Origin of the sequence: Vreelandella arctica (assembly GCF_037070215.1) — a bacterium.
Taxonomy (GTDB): Bacteria; Pseudomonadota; Gammaproteobacteria; order Pseudomonadales; family Halomonadaceae; genus Vreelandella; species Vreelandella arctica.
On sequence record NZ_JBANSN010000002.1, the window covers coordinates 26,470 to 47,354 of the forward strand.

The following is a 20,885-nucleotide window of genomic DNA, read 5'->3' on the forward strand; positions in this document are numbered from 1 at the left end:
AAACTTCGCTATTCAGTCAATCTAACGATAGCGTCTAACCATTACTCGTCAGCATCTACTGCTTCACGGGTACGCTGCCAAGCACTTTCAGCACCTTCTTGGGTTGTCTGCCAAGCGTCACGTGCGTTGGCTTTAGTCTGCTCCCACCAGTCGTTGTCATAGGCAGGGAAGGCTTCTACTTCTTCCTGGCTAGCTTCGACCATGATGCGATGCTCGGTATCACCGTCTTCTTCTGTATCGGTTTCCAACGTGAAGTAATCGGTATCTACCACGATTTCACGACCGCCTAGTCCAAGCACGGAACCACTTTCGATAACAATGGCACTGATGCGCATCTCTTCATCGAACAAGATGTCGTCAACGTCACCGATTTCCTCACCGGAACCGCCGGCGAAGTAGACCTCTGCATCGAGAATGTCATCGGCAGAATACATGCCTTGAGGCTCATTTTGCGCGTGAGCACTCATAGCAAAGCTTCCTAGTAGGGCAGTGCCAATCGCTGTTGTGAGGATTGTCTTACGCATAGCATCTCTCCATGTGGCTACGATAAATGATCAATAAAAGTGTTTACTGAAAACTCTTCTGTAAATATAAGTACTGCAAAAACAAGTATTGCAAATACAGTTACTGCTAATACAGGTTTACTGCTTATCAGCCCAGTCGTCTGCTTGACGCTCTGCTTCTTCACGCTCAAGGCCATACTTCTGCTGAAGCTTGCCAACTAGCTGATCTTTCTTACCGCCAATCTGATCCAGTTCATCATCGGTAAACTCACCCCAGCTAGATCGAGCCTTGCCCTTCATTTCTGTCCATTTGCCTTCAATCTGATCCCAGTTCATTGCATCGCTCCTTGAGGGTAGTGAACTTGATTAGGCACTTCCTAGGTTAGACCATATCTGTATGAGCGCAAGTCCCTGATTCAGTATGGTGTAAGTTAAAAGTGCTGGTCAGAAGCAAAATGCGATGTTAGGATGCGCGCTCCTCGCATGTGCTGACCCCTCCATCACGACGGTGAGCGTTTACTTGCATAGTTATTGATGAGTCTTCATTAATAGTTATTAGCAGTATCGCTTGCGGGAACATCTTGCCAATTGCTAGATGTTCATTGCTGTGTAGATGGCGCGCCTCCAGTATTTCACCACACGGGTGAAATCGGCGCAGAAGGTCGCCACAACGGCTGGCCCGCGAATGCGGTGTTTGCCAACCGGATGCTAGGTGCGACCGGCGTCTCCGACTCCATTGATGGCTATGACCGCTACGGCGGTGCCTGTTTTCGATAACGACCATTTGATTGGCGTTTTTGCGATAACAGAGTCAGGGACGCTTATGATGTTTTTTGCCGGTACTTACCGGCCTACCAAGGTGTGATTAATGACCTCGACTTCTGTCGCTTCGCCGAGCTTCGGCGATCTTGCTCTTTTGCCTGCCGTTCTGTCTGCTGTTGAATCTCAGGGCTACGTAACTCCTTCGCCGATTCAAGCGCAAACCATCCCTGCGCTGCTTGAAGGCCGCGATATGCTGGGCCAAGCACAAACCGGCACCGGCAAAACTGCAGCGTTTGCATTACCGTTACTGTCACGTTTAGAGCTGACTCGCCGCGAACCGCAAGTGCTAGTAATGGCACCGACTCGCGAACTAGCTCAGCAAGTAGCTGCCTCGTTTAGTAAGTATGGCCAAAACCTCAAAGGTCTCGAAGTAGCGACCCTTTGTGGCGGTCAAGAATACCGTGAACAGCTAGGCGCCCTTAAGCGTGGCGCACAAGTGGTTGTGGGTACCCCCGGCCGTATTATCGACCACCTGGATCGCGGTAGCCTCAAGCTTGACGGCCTGTCCGCTTTAGTGCTGGACGAAGCTGATGAAATGCTGCGCATGGGCTTTATCGACGACGTAAAACGCGTGGTTGCCGATACCCCGAAAGATGCTCAGCGTGTGTTCTTCTCGGCAACACTGCCGACTGAAATCGAGCGCATTGTTAACCGTTATTTGGTTAACCCTGTGAAAGTAGCGATTGAGTCGGGAACCACGACTGGCGAAAACATCGAACAGCGCATTGTACGCGTTGACGGTGGCGCTAAGCTTGAAGCTCTGTCGCGTATTCTCGAAGTCGAACCGGTCGATGGCGCTATCGTCTTTGTGCGTACCCGTGCCGCTTGTACCACGCTAGTTGAGCAGTTGACTGCCCGTGGCGTTAACGCCGCTGGCCTGTCCGGTGATCTGGACCAGAGCCTACGTGAGCGTACCATTACGCGCTTGAAGCGTGGCAAAGTCGATGTACTGATTGCCACCGACGTAGCCGCCCGTGGTCTTGACGTGTCGCGTATTACACACGTTATTAACTACGACCTGCCGCAAGATGCAGAAGCCTACACGCACCGTATTGGTCGTACGGGCCGTGCGGGTCGTAGCGGTATTGCGATTACCTTTGCTGGTTTCCGTGAAGGCCGCAAAGTAGGTTGGATGGAGCAGGCAACCGGCCAGAAAATGACCGAAATGCCGCTGCCTGACGAAGCCGCTATTCGCGCTCATCGCGATGAAGTCTTCCATGAGCGCGTGATTGCCTCCTTGACGAAAGGCGCCGAAGAGCAGCGTGCTCTGATTGAGCGTCTGATCGAAGAAGGCCATGACCCGATCGAGCTAACGTGTGCGTTTGCCGCGATGGCGCGTGCTGATGAGCCGCCGATTGGTCGCCTACAGGCACCACGTAAAGAGAAGCCCTCGCGTGATGGCGCTCCTGCTGGTAAGCCGGGTGCCCGTCGTGAACGCACTAGCGGCCCGACCGAAGGTATGACGCGCTACCGCGTCTCCGTAGGTCATAAAGATGGCGTGAAGCCGGGTCAGTTAGTCGGTGCTCTTGCCAACGAAGGCGGCATTGAAGGCGCGCGTATCGGTCGTATCGATATCCGCAATGCGTTCTCTGTCGTCGAACTGCCGAGCGGCTTGCCCTCGACGATTCTGACCAAGATGGCACGTGCCCGTGTGGCTGGTCGTCCGTTGGAAATCAGCGAAGACAGCGCCCCGGCAGAGCGCGCTCCGCGCCGCCGTCGTGACGAAGGCGATGCGCCGGTTCGTCGTCGCGAACGCGCCTAAGTCTTCGCCGTAAGGATTAATCAGCTGCCGCCAAGCGGCAGCTGAGAAAATCTCAAACGCCCTCGCTCCTTTACTGGTGCGGGGGCGTTTTTTTGCTACCTTACTCTTCATTCATTGGATTGATTATTGTCAGGGAGGATGACATGTCCGCACCGCTACACGAATGGAATTTAGCACCTAGGGAAGCGAGGACATTACAGACACAGTTGGCGAAGGGGTTGGAATTATCCGACCGCTTGGCCCCTGTGAAGCATATTGCGGGAGTGGATATCGGTTTTGAAGATGGCGGCGAAACAACCCGGGCAGCCGTAGTGTTGCTGGAGTGGGCCCCTGCTAGCGCACCCAGCTTAAACGTGGTGGAACAAGTGGTTCATCGTGAGCCCACCCGCATGCCGTATATTCCTGGCCTGCTCTCGTTTCGTGAAATTCCGGCGGCGCTGGGGGCGTTTGAAAAGCTCAGCGTGTCACCTGAACTGGTCATGGTCGACGGGCAGGGAATTGCCCACCCACGGCGCTTAGGTGTGGCGGCGCATTTAGGGCTGTGGCTTGATTTACCCACTATTGGGATTGCCAAATCACGCCTATATGGCAAACACGCTGAAGTGGGCGAGCAGCGCGGCGACTGGGTGCCGCTTTACGCGGGGCAAGAAACTATTGGGGCCGTGCTGCGCTCTCGTGCCAAGGTTAAACCTGTCTATGTCTCGCCTGGGCATCGCATCACCCTGGAAACGTCGCTTAATTGGGTAATGCGCTGTTTAGGGCGTACCAAACTGCCTGAACCTACAAGGCTTGCCGATCGCTTAGCGTCGCGGCGAGATCAGCGTTAGTCAGGGCTATACAAACGCGAGGAAGCGCGTGAGCAGGCTGGCTGCGTCTGATGCATCAGTCACCTCCGCTGACAGGCTTGCAGGGTTCTCACCCTGGTCGCGTAACGCAGCGCGTTGGCGCTCTATATAGGCGCGCATGACAGGTACGTTGAATTCGGGGTGGAACTGTACGCTCCATTGGCGCGGGCCATAGCGCAGTGCTTGATGGGCGTCGTGGCTGTTGTGGGCCAGCACAGTGCAGCCGTGGGGCGCCTGCATGACCGACTGCGCATGGGAAAGGTGCGCCGCAAAACTTTCCGGTAATTGGCTAAATAGAGGGTCTTGTTGGCCGGCCAGCGTCAGCCGTACTGTATGCGTGCCCGACTCGCGGCCCGCTGGGTGGTAATCGCTGACACCGCCAAAAGCGGCGGCCATGAGTTGATGACCATAGCAAACGCCCAGCATGGGCGTATCATTTGCCAACGCGTCTTGCAGCCATGGTTTAAGTGCTTCGCTCCAGGGCTCTGCATCGCTAACCATGCTATGCGAGCCAGTGATCAGTATGCCTGCCAAGGTGTCTAGAGCGGGTGGAGTAGGGTTGCGTCGCGCGTCCCACACCTGTACCTCTAAATGCGCAGGTAGGGCAGTACTAAGCTGCTTTTCAAATAGCGTTTCAAAGTCGCCGTGCTGGTCGACGACTTCTGGATAAGCATCGCCGGTTTTAACGATTAATACACAGGCCATATCACTCCCTCGGTACGATGAAACGCAAATGTTAAACAAAGGTCTTTCAGGAAGAGCACAAAGGCATGATGATAGCCTACCATGGCCTCTTGGATGGTAAGAATTCATTCGTTATTAACGACATAAGGAAACGATAATGCAACAAATTACCCGTGCGGGCGAGCCGCTGGATGTGGCTGGCACACTGCCTGCTAAAGATCAGGCAGCACCTAAAATGACGCTGACCAACACTGAGCTGCAAGACGTTACGCTTGCGACCTATGCGGGCAAGCGTAAGGTGCTTAATATTATTCCCAGTGTGGATACGCCTACCTGCGCGATGTCGACGCGTCGCTTTAACGAACTGGCCTCTAACCTTGCTGACACCGTGGTATTGGTAGTTTCGGCTGATTTACCCTTCGCTGCCAAGCGCTTCTGCGGTGCAGAAGGGCTGGATAACGTTGAAACGCTGTCTACGTTCCGCCACCCAGAGTTTCGTGAAGCCTGGGGCGTCGCGTTGTGTAATAACTCGATGGAGGGGCTGTGTGCCCGTGCGGTAGTAGTGCTGGATGCCGATAATCGCGTGCTACACAGTGAGTTGGTAAGCGAGCTGAAAAACGAACCAGATTACGACGCAGCGTTAGCCGTCTTGAGCTGACAGCAGGCGTTTTCTAGCATGACGTCGTGAAGCCGTCACCAGCGCGCGAATCAAGCGCTGCTGGGGGCGGTTGAAAATTAGCCACTCGGGGTGCCACTGCACGCCAATCAAAAATTCATGTTCACGTGACTCGATGCCCTGTACCAAGCCATCCCGGTCGCGGGCGACAATCTCTATCCCTTTGCCTGCGCCATAAACAGCTTGGTGATGCAGACTGTTAACCCGGCACCACGTCACGCCGAGAAACCGATGTAGCTTACTCGCGCCGACAATATCGACGGTTTTGCGCGGCAGTACCGTACGGCGTCGTTTTAGCCCTTCATGCGTGGTGTAAATATCCGGGTCTAAGGTGCCACCTAGGTGGACGTTGATTAATTGCGCCCCCCGGCAAATGCCCAACACGGGCGTATGCAGCGGAATAAACCGTTCAAGCAGCGCAAGCTCCAACTCATCCCGTGCCGGGTCGAGGCGCACATCCAGCTGCACTTCGCCACCGTAAAGGTGGGCCTGAATATCATCACCGCCACCAATGATTAAACCATCTAAATGGTCAGGCTGGGGGCGTGAAGGCGATAACCGCAGCGGTTTGCCGCCATGGCGCCAGACGGCGAACCAATCAAACCACCATGCTAAGTGGCTTTTGCGGTCAGAGGTGGTAATTCCGATAAGCGGCCGAGACATGCAGGTGGTTACTCACTGTGACAAGAAATAAAGTTGAAAAATGTGAAGTTGAAAATGGAACATTAAAAAATTAGCGTTCGCGATGCAGCCAGCGGCTCAGTTTCTCTTTTACGCGGGTCAGCATCGGTCGGTTATGTTCGGCAATATACTCAGCGCAGCGAGCGAGCAGCGCGTCCGAGTTAGCGGCAAGTTTCTCAACTTCCACCCAGCGGTTCCACTCCATTGCCGAGCCCCAACCCGGTTGGGAAAGCTGGGCATTGGGTAAACGATAGTGAAAAGTGGGACGTGGTTTCGTAAGCTGAGCATGTAGCAACTCATGGCCATGGTCAGGGCGCAGATAAGCAAACAGCGGCAACATATCCAGCTCACGGTTGCGCGTTGGATTATGATGCAGGTAGTCGTCAATCAAGGTGTCCAGATCAGGTGAGTAGCGGCTATCCAGAACCTTTAGTGCGTATGCTTTGTGAAAGGGGTTGGCATGGGGCAGTACCTCGCGGGTAATATCGACTTTAATTTCATCGCGCAGCCATCCGGCAAGTAATAAATACGCGCGCAGCATGGCAAGCAAATAGTCGGCGTCAAAGCGCTCTGCTTCAGGGTTTAGATGCAACCCGAACCCATACATCAAGCTAGCATCGGTGCCCTTGGCGCCATGCTCTCGCAGTGCTTCAAACAGTGCGTCTAAATCTTCAAGTTCATTCCAGGGCACCGGTGGGCAAACAATTTCGGTAGGCACTAGGCCAGTGACCATATCACCAATCAGTTCGCGGGTTTTTTGATGGAACTGGATTCGTCGTTGGTGCTGGTGGCGCGCCCACTCGCTGTCTTGAGCGTGAGGGTCTTCCAGTAGGGCTTTGTCAGGGTGAGCGTACTGAGTGTCGAGTTCAATGCCAAATTCGCCCCAGCGGGTATCCTCTACTAGTAGCCGATGAGGGCTTACCACGTTAAGCTCCCCGCCAAACAGTTCACGTACGATCATCGCCGTGTCTCGGGGTGGCAGGCCAGCAAATTCAATTTCGACGCCAACCTGCCGGATATTCCCATGACTGTTTAAGCGGTTAGGTGGAGCTTGTAGCGTCATCTCGGCATCCTTGAGGTGAACGTTTAAGCATCCAGCCTATCATAGTCACGCGTTGAGGCTGAGTGCATTCCTAAGGGCTATAAACTAAAGCGGCGGTAAAACGGTAAGCAGGACGCCATTCAGATTAATATTCAGGAGTAAGGCGTGCGACAGCACTGGTTAATTAGCGCGGTAATAGGCGTTGTCTTGTTTGTATTGGCAAGCCTACTACTGACGAGCATGGCAATCACGCAGGCCCAGGCGCAAGTGGTGTCAATACCCGGTTTGGGCGGTGGCTCTGAGGAGCAGGAAGTTGAGGTCAGCGGCGAAGAGTTCCAGGCCTCGTTAACTGACGTCATCACCATGCTTGAAAACGAGGAGCAGCGCACTGAGCTGCTCACGTCGCTGCGCGAGCTGCAGGTAACCGCAGATGCTGCCACCGAAGACGAGGGCGTGGTGCGCCAAGGGCTGCTGGGGGCCCTGGCCGATACGCTAAGCGACCTTGGCGACCAGGCGCAGGCAGGCGACTCGCCGGTTGACCAATGGGCGCGCCAGCTGGTTCAGGGGGCGGACGATTTACGCGCTCTAAACGATGATGCCGACCAAGGCGAAGCCATTCGTGCGGTTGCTGAAGGAGCTGTCCTGGCCCTGGTTTGGATCGGACTACTGGTGGTAATGATTGCTTTTGGGCGCATGGTCGCTACCCGCCGAGAGTGGCCGCTGGATCTTCCACGGGACCCCAAAGCCTGGCTAATGGCGGTGCACTTCTTGCGCCGTATGCTGCCCTGGGCGTTGGCGTTTGCGATTACGCTCGGCATTGGCCAAGTATTACCTGATAGCCCTGGGCGGACGCTGGTGCTCGTGGTGGCGTATATCTGCCTATGCGGGCGGGCGCTGTCGGTGGTGTTTGAAACGGTCATCGCTTTCTTTAGCCGCGGCCACCGGTTTACGGCGGTTCAACTGCTTCAGCAGCATGCCCTGCGCGGTATGTTTGTGATTGGCGCTTTGATTGCGCTTGGCGATGCGGCTAATTCCACCCGCTTGGTCGAGCTGTTGGGCAGCGAACTATCGAGCCTGCTCTCGGTGCTTTCCAATATGCTGGCGGCGCTGCTTTCAGCGCGGTTTATTCTTAAATTCAAACGCCCAGTGCGTCATTTGATTTGCAACCGACCGTTCAAACAACGCCGTGACGCCAGCACTGCGGTTGAGATGATCCGCTCGCTGGGCGGGCTATGGCACATTCCCGCGTTACTCCTGGTGAGTGGTTCGCTGCTGGCGATTTTTATTACCGTTGGCGATGTCGGCACTGCGCTGGCGCGCTCAATTATCTCTGCCAGCCTGCTGGTGCTTACGCTGGTCGTGACCGGGCTGCTGCGCCGCCAAGCGGAGCGGATGGGCAGGCGCCGTCACCGTCATCGTCAGAGCCAATACCGCAAACGCTTAGAGCGTTTCGGCTTTGTTCTCGCCCATATCTTTGCATGGATGGTGTTTGCCGAGCTCTCAATGCAAGTATGGGGCAGTTCATTCTTTGGCCTGGGCCAGCAAGCAGTCGCTAGCGCCCGCATTGGGCAAGCGCTGGTCAGTCTTGGCGCCACGGTGCTGTTGGCGTGGCTGGTGTGGATTTTTGCCGATACCGCCATTCAGCGGGCGCTTACCTCGTCAGCGCGTTCACGCGGGCGGCGAGTCAATCAAGCCCGGGCGCAAACCATCACGCCGATGATTCGCAACGTCATCTTCGTGACTATCTTGATTATTGCCGTCATCGCCGGGTTGGCGAACCTGGGTGTCAACGTGACACCGCTGTTAGCCGGTGCTGGTGTGATTGGTCTGGCGATTGGTTTTGGTGCCCAAACATTAGTGCAGGATCTAATCACCGGCATCTTTATTTTGATCGAAGATTCCCTGGCGGTAGATGACTTTGTGCAGATCAATAACCACATGGGCACGGTCGAGGGGCTGACGCTGCGCACGGTTCGCCTTCGTGACCTGGACGGGATCGTGCATATCATCACCTTTAGCCGCATTGAGTCGATTCATAATATGTCTCGGCAGTTCGGCATTGCGCTGATGCGTATCCGTATTCCGTTTGATATGAAAATCGACGATGCCATTACGCTGATGCAGGAAACCGCGCAGGAGCTGCGCCGTGACCCGATGATGCGTCACTACATCTGGTCACCACTGGAGATGCAGGGGGTTCAGGGGTTTGAAGATGGCTGCCCCATCCTGCGTATGCGTTTTCGCACCGCGCCAGAAATGCAGTGGGATGTTTCGCGGGCCTTTAATCTGCTGCTCAAACAGCGCATGGAAGCTCAAGAGATCGACCTGGGTGTGCCGCGTCTCAGCATCAGCATGGAATCGCGCTCAGAAGACCGTATGGAGGCGACCGCGGGCACGTCGTTTTCGCTGGACAATGACGCACCAGAAAGTGACCAGGGTGAGTCAGATACTGAGCAAGAAAGCGAAACAGACACAGACGATCATAAGAAACCCGCACCACCGAAGCCGGCACCCCGCCCGACCAAGGCAGAAATACGGCGCGATGAGCAGGCGCGCAAGTACGATGAAACGCCTAATCGCGCCGCCTCACACCGGCAAAAGTCCCCAGCACAAGGCAAGCCCCAGGCCGATACCTATGCCAGCACCGGCGGCGAACACGGCGATGAGTAACCACGGCCCGCGTAAGCGGCGCCAACGGTTATACAAAGAGACCGCGTGGCTAACGCGGTCCACCAGTTCGTCGTGACGCGAGATCGCATGATCGGGAGGCAGCGAAAAGTCATTAGCCACATCGCCTTGCCAGTGGGCGCCGTGGCTGAGCCCCAGGCGTGCGCGTAACTTGCCAATATCGCTCACGGTGTCGTGCAGCGTATCGTAGGCCTCGCGGCGCTCCGCAACGCTAAATACCGCCTCGGCATCTTGGCGCAGCGCGCTATGCTGGCAACTCGCCACGGCATGTTGGATCGCTTGTTCATTAGCCTCGGGGGGGATCGCGAGGCGCTGGTACAAATCGCGCATAGGTGGCTATGGTTTCTCTTAGGCTGGCGTTGCATGGTCTCAGTAAGTTTGCATCAAATAATCATAGGCGTTTTTGATACGTTGAAAGCGTGCCGAGGCCAATGCTACCTGTTGTTCGCTTTCTGAATAGTAGCGGTCTGGGTGGTGTAATTGTGCCATACGCCGATAAGCATGCCGAACCTCTATGCGGGTAGCGCCGGGGTTAAGTCCCAGAATGGAAAGCGCCCGTGTGGTGCGATCGGGAGGCGGTGGTGAAGCGCGCTGCTGGCGTGAGTGGTTATTGCGTCGCTCCTCCTGGTAAGAGCTGCGTTGCTGTTGAGAGTCTTGCTGTCGTGAGCGTTGTTGTTCCCGTTCAGCTTGCTCGCGCTGGCGTTGGCGCTCCTGTTCCTGCTGACGCTGCTGTGCTTGTTCCCGCGCCTGGCGGGCTTCCTCTTGGCGCCGCTGCTTCTCTTGTTGCTTTTCTTGCTGTTTTTGCTGCTTCTGATGATGACGTTGTTCTTTCTCTCTCTGCTGCTGTTCTGCTCGTGCATTGGCCTGTTGTTGCTGCTGCTCGGCCGCTGCGGCATCGCGTGCTTTGCGGGCATGGTAATCTGGGTCGTGGGTTTGCCAATAAGTATCACGACTAGGGTCTTCAGGGCTGGCCAGCGGTGTGCCCGTCAGTTCCTTAAACAGGGTGTTTAAGGTGTTGGGGGCAACGCTTAGTAAGTCCGCAAAAAAGCGTAAAATATAGTGGTTGGCAAGCGACAGCTCGCCATCATCGGTGGCAACCGTAATCGCTTGGTGAATAACGCTTAGGCTGCGCTCTTTACCGCACTCTTTGCGCACAACCTCGGCGGCTAACTGGATCGCTTGCAAGTCTTGGCTATGCGCAATACTCATGACCGGGCCCAGCTCATGCCCGTGGCGAAACTGTGCGGTTACCTGGGCCAGGCGACGACGGCGCTGGCCTTCAGAAACGTGTTGGCGGTGCACCAGCACCCAAGCCAACAACAGCAGGGTTGCCGTATCCACTTGGCTGCGGCTCTTTAATAACAGCAGCTCAAAGGGTGAAAAACGGGCAATGGACATTTCCTAGCTCCACAGATGAAAAGGCGGCAGTGGTCTTGTGCAGCGCCATGATTATTTTAGCCATGGTATATCATCACGTTAGGCAAAGGAGTAGGAGATTGGTGGGTTGATCAACGTTGAGCGTAAAAACAGCTTTCAGCTGCGTCTTACTCGTCGGCTCAAGGAAGAGACGTCGCATAACCTCGACGTCTATCTTTTTGTGCCTGGCGAGCTGGGGTTAAGTACTCAGCTTATCTCAGAGGAGGCTTTTTATCATGCCGCCATTCATGTATCGCGCACTTACTACAGTGACGAATACCTGCTGCCGCTGGTGCACAGCCGGTTGGCCAGTCGTAACCGCCTGGGGAGTGACTCGTACCGGCTGAGTTTGAGCCTCTACGCCTACCAATACGTGGAAGCGATGGAGCGCACCACGCAAGCGATGTTAGTCAGCGCCAATAAGTTACGTCATACCCGCCAACAACAGCGGGAAGAGACCAGCGAGGAGCAAGAAAGTGCGGTTGCCTTACGTGACCAACTGCATGAAATGATCGACTTGAGTGACGGAATCCTCAAGCGCCTGCGGCGCAATCAGCCGGATGATGAAAGCTTCAAAAAATACTTCGCCAATATTGATAATTACCTCTCCTGGTTTACCGAACAGCAGTTACTGGCGTTAGTGGCGCATATGCCCCGTGGTGGTGAGTTTACTGAGATTCGTCGACGCTTTATCAGCGTGTGCCACCGGGAGGGCGAACATCGCCGCGAACAGCAATACAACGCCGAACGAGTAATGGCGGACCCGACGCGCATGTCGAACAAAATGCGCTTACTGCGGCGTTTGATTGAACATCCGATTACGCTGAAACAAGAGGCATTGGAGCTTGGCGGCGGCGAGCAGAAAGCGGTCAAAGCCCTGGCCACGGCGGTGGTAATGGGGTTTGTGACGTTAGGTGTGCTGCAGTTACGTAGCGCGTTAGGGGATCTTTCTGCGCTATTCGTGTTAGCCATGGCGCTGCTCTACGCCATGCGTGAAGTTTTTAAGGATGATTTGCGCAATACCCTTTGGCGCTTGCTGCGCAAAGGCCGCCCTAAGTGGCGTCGCCAGTATCTAGACCCCACGCGAAATGCCGTGGTGGGTCGCCAGCTGGAGTGGTTTGACTACAAGCGCTTCGCTTCGCTGAGTGATGACATCCAACAATTGCGCCGTCGCAAGGTGGCCCAGCGGGAAGAGGTAGTGCTGCACTACCGCTCAAGTTCACGTATGTCACCCACGCGCTTTTTAAGCGGCTATGAGCATACGCGCGAAACACTGAATTTGGATATTTCCATGCTCACGCGGCTAATGAGTAAAGGGAAGCACCACATCTATCGGCTTAAAGATGGCCAAGCAGTGCGTGAAAGCGTCGAACGCCGCCACCTGTTTAATCTGGTGATTCGTGAAACGGGCAGTGAAGACACGCCCTACCTTGCCCGCTGGAAAGTCGTGGTAAGTCGCTCAGGCATTGTTGATGTGGAGAAAGTGGAAGAGAGTAGTGCCACAGCGGCGAACAAACCAACCGGTAAGCAGGCATAAAGCTGCGCTAGATCAAATTAGTCTCAATGCGTTCTTTTAGATAGCCAGCCGGCATAGGCAAATTTCCAGTAGCGAACTAGGCTCAAAGAGAAGGCAGGGCGAACTGCCACTGCGGCTTAGCCTTAACGAATCAGTCTGAACGAACCAGCCTCAACGTGTCAGATTTAAGTCCAAGGGCGAGTTGCGTAAGGCTGATTTAAAGGGGACTAGGCGCCAGGAGAAGAGCCATGCAAGCTATTGATATCATGACACCCAAAGTGGTGAGTGTGGGACCCGATACGGAAGTGCGTGACATTGCGCAACTGCTGCTTAAACACCGTATCAGCGCTGTGCCTGTCGTCGATGGCGATCACCGGGTGATCGGCATTGTCAGTGAAGGCGATTTGATGCGCCGGGTAAAAGATGACAGTGACCACGGTCACTCATGGTGGTTATCGCTATTTACGGGCGGCAAGGATGCTGGCGACTATGTCAAGACGCATGGTCGTAAAGCCCACGAAGTGATGACGCCAGATCCACTGACCGTGGAAGAGAACACGCCACTGCATACCATTGCGCGAATGCTGGAAAAGCACCACATCAAACGTGTACCCGTCGTGCGTGAAGGTAAGTTGGTGGGGATCGTCAGCCGCGCTAATCTGCTGCAAGGAATTGCCAATGCGGCGGTAGCGCCGACTCAGTCACCCTCGGACGATCGACAAATTCGTGAGGCTATTCTCAAAGAGGTTGAGAATAATACCGGCGTACAAGTCGAAGGCATTAGCGTGATTGTGGATGGCGGTGCTGTAGAGGTCTGGGGGCTAGTCGAGTCGCTTGAGCAGAAGCAGGCGGTGACGGTCGCAGCAGAAAATGTGGCTGGGGTAACTCGCGTCGAAAACCATCTAGGGATGATGCCGCGGGGCGTGGGGTATATGTGACCTTCAGCCCGCTATTTTAATAGCGGGCTTTTCCTTCCTTACTCTCTTAAACACGCTCTTAAACCACTGCTTTAATCGCCTGCTCTAAGCTGTTCACGCTGCGCTCTGTGTGGTGCAGCTTATCTAGGCCAAACAGGCCTATGCGGAAGGTTTGGAAGTTATCGCCTTCATCGCACATTAACGGCACACCGCCCGCTACTTGCACGCCCGCTTGGGCAAGTTTGCCCACTAAGCCGCTATCGTCGCTATAGCACACCACCACACCCGGTGCTTCAAAGCCTTCCGCAGCCACGCTCACAAAACCGTGGCGCTTAAGCATGGCACGGACTTCACGGCCAATCGCTTGCTGCTCCTCTTTCACCTTGGCAAAGCCGTAAGAGCGGGTCTCCTGCATGATATCCCGCAACTGCCGCAGCGCATCGGTAGGCATCGTGGCGTGGTAGGCGTGCCCGCCGTTCTCATAGGCTTGCATGATGCTGTGCCACTTGCCCAGGTCGCAGGCAAAGCTGTTGCTCTGGGTGTCACTCAAGCGCTGCGTGGCGCGCTCTGAGAGCATGACCATGGCGCAGCAGGGCGAACCGCTCCAGCCTTTTTGCGGCGCACTTACCACCACATCAATGCCCAGTGCCTGCATATCCACCCACAGGGTGCCAGCGGCAATGGCGTCTAACACAAACAGGCCGCCTACCTCGCGAGTGGCCTTGGCGAGCGCTTGAATATAGTTATCTGGAAGCAGCAAACCAGCGGAGGTTTCGACTTGCGGGGCGAACACCACGGCAGGTTTTTCGCTACGAATTTGCGCCACGGCCTCATCAATGGGAACCGGCTGGAAAGGCGAATGCGAGTCATCGGCATTCAGGCGTAGCGCCTTAAGCACCGTGTGCTGGTCGGTTAAACGGCCCATCTCGATAATTTGCGTCCAGCGGTAGCTAAACCAACCGTTGCGGATGACCAATGTTTTCTGATCAACGGCAAACTGCCGCGCGACGGCTTCCATACCAAAGGTGCCGCTGCCGGGAACGATGATGGCCGAGTGAGCGTTGTAGACCTCTTTCAGCGTGGCCGATATATCGCGCATCACACCTTGAAATTGCTGCGACATATGGTTCAGCGAGCGGTCCGTGTAGACCACTGAGTACTCAAGCAAGCCGTCAGGGTCGACGTTGGGCAGTAAACCAGCCATGGCGTTCTCCAAATAAATACAGTGCTCTCATCGGCACACTTCATCAAAAATATACAGTGGCTGCTAAGAGTACGAGCAATATATGCACAAAACCAGCCCGAGTGGGGCTGGTTTTGAAAGCCAAGCGGGCTGACTTAGCGTGGCGGCAACTGCTCTGGCCCAAAGGCGTCGGGCAGCAGCGTTTCCATGGTGTAGGTTTTCATCAATTCGCCACTGCCGGAAAGAACCTTGATTTGTGTCTCTGGGGTCGCGAACTCACGAATCCGCTGACGGCAGTCGCCGCAGGGCGTGCAGAGGTGATCGCCAGGGCCCATCACGTAGACAGTGGCCAATTGGCGCTGCCCGGCAGTTACCATGGCGGAAATGGCCGAGGCTTCAGCGCACAGGCCTTTGTAGTGAGCCACTTCCACGTTGGTGCCCGCAAACTGATGACCGTCAGGGGTTACCATCACAGAGGCCACAGGGTGCGCGGAGTAGGGCACATAGGCGTTAGCCCGGGCGCTTAACAACGTTTGAACGATCTCTTCTGATACTTCATCCGTTTGCTGACTCATCACAACTTCCTCTTAAGCGCGGGCTGCATCGTCGCGTAACACGGTGTCCAAAGCAATCAGCATCATGTCGTCAAAGGTGGTTTGACGGTCTTTGCTTGAGAGCGAGTCACCTTTCAGGATGTGATCCGACACGGTGCAGATGGTCATGGCGCGGGCGCCAAACTCAGCGGCAACGCCATAAAGGCCAGCGGCTTCCATCTCAACGCCGACAATGCCGTAGCGCTTGAGCATTTCAGCCATTTCGGTTTGCGGGTTGTAGAACAAGTCCGCTGAGAAGATGTTGCCCACTTTGACCGGCACGCCCTTGGCCTTGGCGGCAGCCACAGCGTGCTGGGTGAGCTCAAAGTCAGCAATCGCGGCGAAGTCATGGTCGTTAAAGCGCATGCGATTGACTTTGGAGTCGGTGCTGGCGCCCATGCCGATGACCACATCGCGGACGTTAACGTCGTCGCGCACCGCGCCGCAGGAGCCTACGCGAATCAGCGATTTAACGCCGTAGTCGGTGATCAGCTCTTTGGCGTAGATGGAGACCGACGGAATGCCCATGCCGTGTCCCATCACGGAAATTTCGCGGCCTTTATAGGTGCCGGTGTAGCCGAACATATTGCGTACATCGTTCACCTGGCGAACATTCTCAAGGTAAGTGTCGGCGATGTATTTGGCGCGCAGCGGGTCGCCGGGCATCAGGACGGTATCGGCGAAATCACCGGGGGCAGCGTTAATATGCGGGGTAGCCATCAAAGTTCTCCTTTAAACAGCGCTAGCCTTTAAGCGGCGTCGGGTAGAAAGCTTTTGCCATCGGCCATGGCCGGTAGCAGGAAAAAGTCGGCCAGGGTTTGGCCAATATCGGCAAAGGTGCCGCGCTCGCCCAGCGGACCGGGGGTAAAGCCGGGGCCGTGTACCAGAATAGGGATGTACTCGCGGGTGTGCTCGGTGCCGTGCCAGCTGGGGTCGCAGCCGTGGTCGGCGGTGAGAATCAGCAGGTCATCTTCGCTTAGCGCAGCCAGCAGCTTAGGCAGCTTGGCGTCGAAATCTTCCAGCGCGGCGGCATAGCCCGGCACGTCGCGGCGGTGACCATAGACCGAGTCAAAATCGACAAAGTTGGTCATGATCATCACACGCTCGCCCTGATTTTTCTTGTCAAAGCCGCGCTGGCTGGTGCGCTCAATCTCTTTAAGCGTGGCGTCCATCAGTGCATCGTGACCACTGGCTTTTACCTTGTGGGTAATGCCGCAGTGGGCGTAGATATCGGCGATTTTACCAATCGAGACCACTTCGCCGCCGGCATCATCAAGCTTTTGCAGCACGGTGGGAGAGGGCGGCTCAACGCTGTAGTCGCGACGGTTGCCGGTGCGGGCGAAGGTGTTGCTGTCGTCGCCAATAAACGGACGCGCAATGACGCGGCCAATGTTATAAGGCTCCAGCAGCTCACGGACGGTTTCGCACAGCTTATAAAGCCGTTCAAGGCCGAAATGCTCTTCGTGGGCAGCAATCTGGAACACCGAATCCGCCGAGGTATAAACGATGGGTTTGCCAGTAGCGATGTGCTCTTCACCCAGACGGGCGATGATCTCGGTGCCCGAAGCGTGGCAGTTGCCAATCACCCCGGTGAGGTCGGCTTCTTGCACGATGGCGTCGAGCAGCTCAAGGGGGAAACTGTCGGTTTTATCCAGAAAGTAGCCCCACTCGAAGCGTACCGGAACGCCGGCAATTTCCCAGTGGCCGGAAGGGGTATCTTTGCCGCTGGAAATTTCTTTGGCATGGGCGTACGCGCCTTCCAGGTTTTCCGGCAGTGTGATGCCTTCGGCAATGCTTCCCGTGGCATCGCGGTGGGCGTGAAATAGCCCCAGCTTGGCCATGTTGGGCAGCTTGAGCGGGCCTGAGCGGTTGGCGTTATCCGCCTCGCCACGGGCGCAGGCGGCGGCGATATGACCCAAGGTGTCGGAACCTTCATCGCCGAAGGTCGCGGCATCCGGGGCAGCGCCAATCCCAAACGAATCAAGTACTAATACAATCGCGCGGCTCATAAGGCTTCTCCACGGAAGGTGTCTTGCAGCAGGGTGTCGGCACTGGCGGTACCTTCGCCAATCGTAAACGCCGCACGGAGCTGCTCGGCGGCGCGTTCGGCGGCGGCTTCACTGCGGGCGTGTACCATGGCAATGGGGCGCTGGCTATCCACGCTCTCACCGATTTCGACGATAGCCGTAAAGCCGACGCTGTGATCGACGCTGGCGTCGTTACGCAAGCGGCCACCGCCCAGTTCCACCACGCTCATGCCCACCGCACGGGTATCGATACGCTGGACGACACCTGGTTTTTCGGCATACACGGGTTTAATAACGTCGGCTTTGGCCAGGTAGTGATCTGAGCGCTCCATAAAGTCGCTGGGGCCGCCGAGTTCGCGCACCATGCGGGCGAACACTTCAGCAGCGGCGCCGGAAGTCAGTGCCTTCTCGAGCTGAGCCAGTGCGTCTTCACGGGAACCCGCGAGCTTACCGGCGATCAGCATCTCGACTGCCAATTCACGGGTAACTTGCATCACGCGGCTATTGGGGCGGTCACCGCGCAGCAAGGCCAGCGTCTCGACGATTTCAACGGCGTTACCGGCGCAGGGCGCTAGCGGCTGGCTCATATCGGTAAGCAGGGCAGTCGTGGGCGTGCCCGCTTGGGTGGCCACGTTGGCGATGCTTTTGCCCAACTCGCGGGATTTTTCCGGCGTGGGCATAAAGGCGCCGCTGCCGACTTTAACGTCCATCACCAGCGCATCCAGGCCAGAGGCTAGCTTTTTGCCCAAGATAGAAGCGGTAATCAGCGGAATCGATTCTACGGTGGCGGTCACGTCACGCACACCGTAGATGCGCTTGTCGGCAGGTGCCAAATCACCCGTTTGGCCGATAATCGCTACGCCAGTGGATTTCACCACCTCGCGGAAGCGCTCTGGTGCGGGGTAGGGGTCATAGCCGGGGATCGATTCGAGCTTATCCAGGGTGCCACCGGTGTGGCCCAGGCCACGACCAGAAATCATTGGGACAAAAGCGCCGCAGGCGGCGACCCAGGGGCCGAGCACCAGCGAGACCAAGTCACCCACGCCGCCGGTGGAGTGTTTATCGACAATCGGGCCGGGCAGGTTTAGGTCGCTCCACTGCATCACGTGACCGGAGTCGCGGGTGGCGGTAGTCAGCGCCACGACTTCTTCACGGCTCATGCCGTTAAGAAACACCGCCATGGTGAAAGCGCCAATTTGTGCGTCGCTAATGCGATCATCGGCAATGCCCTGTACAAACGCTTTGATCTCTTCCGCAGGCAGCGGCTGGTTATCTCGCTTAAGGCGAATCAGCTCCTGGGGCAGCAAGGCGTGTTGGGTTGCATTGGCAGACATTAGTAACCTCCTTGGCCTTGGGGTGCCGCGCTGGTGCTGCCGGTCAACGTATCAAGCAGATTGCCCAGCAGGCTGGATGCACCAAAACGGAAGTGTGCAGGCGTCACCCAGCCCGGGCCCATGATCTCGTTAGCAAGGGCCAAGTATTCCGCTGCGTCTTCGGCGGTTTTAACGCCACCGGCTGCTTTAAAGCCAACGTCTTTGCCACTGGCCTTGATGGCTTTGAGCATGATCTCGGCGGCTTCCAGCGTTGCGTTGACGGGCACTTTACCGGTCGACGTTTTAATGAAATCCGCGCCGCCTTCAATGGCGAGTTCGCTGGCGCGTTTGATCAGCGCAGGGTCTTTGAGTTCGCCGGACTCAATGATCACTTTGAGCAGTGCTTGGCCGGCGCAGGCGGCTTTGCACATCTCAACGAGCTCGAGGCCAGTCTCTTCATCGCCCGCCATCAGGGTGCGGTAGGGGAAGACGACATCGACTTCATGGGCACCAGAGGCAACCGCATCGCGCGTTTCACGGGCAGCACCCATGATGTCGTCGCCGCCGTCGGGGAAATTGGTGACCGTGGCGATCTTCACTTGGTCGTTAAGGGTGTGAGCGGTCAATGCACGCTGGGCCGTGACAATAAACTGGGGAAAGACACACACTGCCGCAGGCGTGCCAAAGGGCGTTTTTACTTGCTGACAAAGTGCTTCAATGGTGCTGTCAGTGTCGCTATCGTTCAGGCTCGTCAGATCCATGAGGGTAAGTGCTTGGCGGGCGGCTTGGACAATATGGGGGGAGGCTGTCGCAGTCATGGAGTTCTCACAAATCAGTAAAAGATAAAAACGGGCACTGCGGATAAAACCGCAGCGCCCGATGCGTTAAGTAGCCGTCATTGCGCTCATCATGCAAGCAGTGGCAAGCGCTATGCAGACGCGCCACTCAGCGCGATGAAGAAGCCAGCAATAGAGGCCGACATTAAGTTGGATAGTGTACCGGCCAAGACGGCTTTAACACCAAAGCGAGCAATCTCTTTACGGCGCGTCGGTGCAATGCTGCCCAGGCCACCCAGCAAAATCGCAATGGAGGAGAGGTTAGCAAAGCCACACAGTGCGAAAGAGAGAATCGCCATGGTGTGCGGTGTCATCATCTGACCCGTCGCCGCCACCACCTGTTCCCCATCAATGTAGGGCGCTAGATTGATATAGGCGACAAATTCGTTGACCACCAGTTTTTGACCGATGAACGAGCCGGCCAGGGTAGCTTCTTCCCAGGGTACACCTAAAAGGAACGCCAGCGGGGCGAACAGCCAGCCCAAGATTAGCTCCAGGCTCAGCGATTCAAAGCCCACCCAGCCACCAACGCCGCCGAGCATGCCATTGATCAACGCGATCAAACCAATGAACGCGAGCAGCATCGCGCCCACATTGGCAGCCAGCATCAAACCCGATGTAGCGCCGGAGGCCGCCGCATCCAACACGTTGGCGGGCTTATCTTCCTGGGCTTCAATCTCTTCTTCTACCTTGGAAACGCTGTCGCTATCGGACACATCTTGAGTTTCCGGCATGATCAGCTTGGCAAACAACAGCCCGCCCGGCGCCGCCATAAAGGAAGCCGCTACCAGGTACTCCATGGGAATACCCAGCGCTGCATAACCCGCCAACACCGAACCCGCCACTGACGCCAAGCCGCCACACATAACGGCAAACAGCTGTGAAGGCGTCATGCGGGCGATAAACGGACGCACCACTAGCGGTGCTTCAGTTTGGCCAACGAAGATATTCGCGGTCGCGGAGAGCGATTCGGTACGTGAAGTGCCCAGGGCTTTTTGCAGAGCGCCACCCAGGATGCGGATTACCCACTGCATAATGCCGATGTAGTACAGCACGGCGATGAGAGAAGAGAAGAAGATAATGACCGGCAGAACCTTGATGGCAAACACAAAGCCGACGTTTTCTACGTCCGCTAAACCACCAAACAGAAAGCCGATACCATCGTTGGCGTACACCAAAATTTGGCTAACGCCAGAAGAGATGGCTTGCAGCACCGCCTGACCGAAAGGCACATAAAGGACAAATGCCCCAATGCCCGCTTGAATCGCAAAGGCGCCCAGCACTGTACGTAGCCGAATAGACTTACGGTCGTAAGAGAAAATCAGGGCAATGGCCACCAGGGTGACCATACCCACCAAGCTCATAAGGAGTGTCATAAGGG

General features: G+C 56.1%; 21 protein-coding genes. 7 read left to right on the forward strand and 14 right to left on the reverse strand.

The genetic code is table 11. The annotated features are described in order from the left end of the window. Positions 1 to 41 precede the first annotated feature (41 nt). Both V8L70_RS01655 and V8L70_RS01660 read right to left on the reverse strand, forming a co-directional pair. Complete coding sequence (locus V8L70_RS01655; protein ID WP_035586732.1) at positions 42 to 524, reverse strand: PRC-barrel domain-containing protein; 483 nt, start codon at positions 522 to 524, stop codon at positions 42 to 44. 117 nt (positions 525 to 641) lie between these two features. Continuing rightward, complete coding sequence (locus V8L70_RS01660; RefSeq protein ID WP_008957698.1) at positions 642 to 839, reverse strand: CsbD family protein; 198 nt, start codon at positions 837 to 839, stop codon at positions 642 to 644. Between the two features lie 252 nt (positions 840 to 1,091). Between V8L70_RS01660 and V8L70_RS01665 the strand changes: the two genes are divergently transcribed. The 3 genes from V8L70_RS01665 (at position 1,092) to nfi (ending at position 3,914) form a co-directional block, all read left to right on the forward strand. Further along, complete coding sequence (locus tag V8L70_RS01665) at positions 1,092 to 1,280, forward strand: hypothetical protein (protein WP_035559269.1); 189 nt, start codon at positions 1,092 to 1,094, stop codon at positions 1,278 to 1,280. A gap of 91 nt (positions 1,281 to 1,371) precedes the next feature. Next, positions 1,372 to 3,087 carry a DEAD/DEAH box helicase gene (locus V8L70_RS01670; RefSeq protein WP_101145883.1) on the forward strand — a complete coding sequence of 572 codons (1,716 nt, stop codon included), beginning with the start codon at positions 1,372 to 1,374 and terminating at the stop codon, positions 3,085 to 3,087. 143 nt (positions 3,088 to 3,230) lie between these two features. Then, positions 3,231 to 3,914 (forward strand): deoxyribonuclease V, encoded by a 684-nt coding sequence (nfi, locus tag V8L70_RS01675; protein ID WP_336268623.1) that lies wholly within the window; start codon positions 3,231 to 3,233, stop codon positions 3,912 to 3,914. Between the two features lie 6 nt (positions 3,915 to 3,920). Here the strand turns inward: nfi and V8L70_RS01680 are convergent, their stop codons facing one another. Next, positions 3,921 to 4,637, reverse strand: coding sequence for a glutamine amidotransferase (locus tag V8L70_RS01680; RefSeq protein WP_336268624.1), 717 nt, complete (start codon positions 4,635 to 4,637; stop codon positions 3,921 to 3,923). A 136-nt stretch (positions 4,638 to 4,773) separates the two neighbouring features. Between V8L70_RS01680 and tpx the strand changes: the two genes are divergently transcribed. Continuing rightward, positions 4,774 to 5,274: a thiol peroxidase gene (gene tpx, locus V8L70_RS01685; RefSeq protein ID WP_336268626.1), complete on the forward strand. Its 501-nt coding sequence runs from the start codon at positions 4,774 to 4,776 to the stop codon at positions 5,272 to 5,274. On the opposite strand, the gene V8L70_RS01690 is transcribed toward tpx, so the two are convergent. Together V8L70_RS01690 and V8L70_RS01695 are read right to left on the reverse strand one after the other, a co-directional pair. After that, positions 5,257 to 5,955, reverse strand: coding sequence for a gamma-glutamyl-gamma-aminobutyrate hydrolase family protein (locus V8L70_RS01690; protein ID WP_336268627.1), 699 nt, complete (start codon positions 5,953 to 5,955; stop codon positions 5,257 to 5,259). The genes tpx and V8L70_RS01690 overlap by 18 nt on opposite strands. Before the next feature lie 70 nt (positions 5,956 to 6,025). Further along, entirely contained in the window at positions 6,026 to 7,036 is a 1,011-nt protein-coding gene (locus V8L70_RS01695; RefSeq protein WP_336268628.1) for an amidoligase family protein, read from the reverse strand. A 144-nt stretch (positions 7,037 to 7,180) separates the two neighbouring features. On the opposite strand from V8L70_RS01695, the gene V8L70_RS01700 reads away from it, so the two are divergent. Further along, the gene (locus V8L70_RS01700; protein ID WP_336268629.1) at positions 7,181 to 9,685 is read left to right on the forward strand and encodes a mechanosensitive ion channel family protein; all 2,505 of its coding nucleotides are present in this window, start codon (positions 7,181 to 7,183) and stop codon (positions 9,683 to 9,685) included. Here the strand turns inward: V8L70_RS01700 and V8L70_RS01705 are convergent. Next, on the reverse strand, positions 9,602 to 10,033 hold the full coding sequence (locus V8L70_RS01705) for a hypothetical protein (RefSeq protein ID WP_336268630.1): 432 nt from the start codon (positions 10,031 to 10,033) through the stop codon (positions 9,602 to 9,604). The genes V8L70_RS01700 and V8L70_RS01705 overlap by 84 nt on opposite strands. A 39-nt stretch (positions 10,034 to 10,072) precedes the next feature. After that, positions 10,073 to 11,101 carry a J domain-containing protein gene (locus tag V8L70_RS01710; protein ID WP_336268631.1) on the reverse strand — a complete coding sequence of 343 codons (1,029 nt, stop codon included), beginning with the start codon at positions 11,099 to 11,101 and terminating at the stop codon, positions 10,073 to 10,075. Positions 11,102 to 11,207: 106 nt separating this feature from the next. On the opposite strand from V8L70_RS01710, the gene V8L70_RS01715 reads away from it, so the two are divergent. Continuing rightward, on the forward strand, positions 11,208 to 12,656 hold the full coding sequence (locus V8L70_RS01715) for a hypothetical protein (protein WP_336268632.1): 1,449 nt from the start codon (positions 11,208 to 11,210) through the stop codon (positions 12,654 to 12,656). A 227-nt stretch (positions 12,657 to 12,883) separates the two neighbouring features. Continuing rightward, a complete protein-coding gene (locus V8L70_RS01720) occupies positions 12,884 to 13,573 on the forward strand; it encodes a CBS domain-containing protein (protein ID WP_035559297.1) in 690 nt (229 codons plus the stop codon). 58 nt (positions 13,574 to 13,631) lie between these two features. Here V8L70_RS01720 and V8L70_RS01725 read toward each other — a convergent pair whose 3' ends face one another. The 7 genes from V8L70_RS01725 to V8L70_RS01755 form a co-directional block, all read right to left on the reverse strand. After that, positions 13,632 to 14,756, reverse strand: coding sequence for an aminotransferase class V-fold PLP-dependent enzyme (locus V8L70_RS01725; protein ID WP_179915735.1), 1,125 nt, complete (start codon positions 14,754 to 14,756; stop codon positions 13,632 to 13,634). 134 nt (positions 14,757 to 14,890) lie between these two features. Beyond that, the gene (cdd, locus tag V8L70_RS01730; protein WP_336268633.1) at positions 14,891 to 15,310 is read right to left on the reverse strand and encodes a cytidine deaminase; all 420 of its coding nucleotides are present in this window, start codon (positions 15,308 to 15,310) and stop codon (positions 14,891 to 14,893) included. Positions 15,311 to 15,322: 12 nt separating this feature from the next. Beyond that, positions 15,323 to 16,048: a purine-nucleoside phosphorylase gene (gene deoD, locus V8L70_RS01735; protein WP_336268634.1), complete on the reverse strand. Its 726-nt coding sequence runs from the start codon at positions 16,046 to 16,048 to the stop codon at positions 15,323 to 15,325. A gap of 29 nt (positions 16,049 to 16,077) precedes the next feature. Beyond that, positions 16,078 to 17,337, reverse strand: a complete 1,260-nt coding sequence (locus tag V8L70_RS01740) for a phosphopentomutase (RefSeq protein ID WP_336268635.1) — start codon at positions 17,335 to 17,337, stop codon at positions 16,078 to 16,080. Next, positions 17,334 to 18,689 carry a thymidine phosphorylase gene (gene deoA, locus V8L70_RS01745; protein WP_336268636.1) on the reverse strand — a complete coding sequence of 452 codons (1,356 nt, stop codon included), beginning with the start codon at positions 18,687 to 18,689 and terminating at the stop codon, positions 17,334 to 17,336. The genes V8L70_RS01740 and deoA overlap by 4 nt, the downstream gene beginning before the upstream one ends. Beyond that, positions 18,689 to 19,486: a deoxyribose-phosphate aldolase gene (gene deoC, locus V8L70_RS01750; RefSeq protein WP_336268638.1), complete on the reverse strand. Its 798-nt coding sequence runs from the start codon at positions 19,484 to 19,486 to the stop codon at positions 18,689 to 18,691. Before deoC ends, deoA begins: the two co-directional genes overlap by 1 nt. Positions 19,487 to 19,596: 110 nt before the next feature. Beyond that, positions 19,597 to 20,880: a NupC/NupG family nucleoside CNT transporter gene (locus tag V8L70_RS01755; protein WP_336268640.1), complete on the reverse strand. Its 1,284-nt coding sequence runs from the start codon at positions 20,878 to 20,880 to the stop codon at positions 19,597 to 19,599. Positions 20,881 to 20,885: the final 5 nt, after the last annotated feature.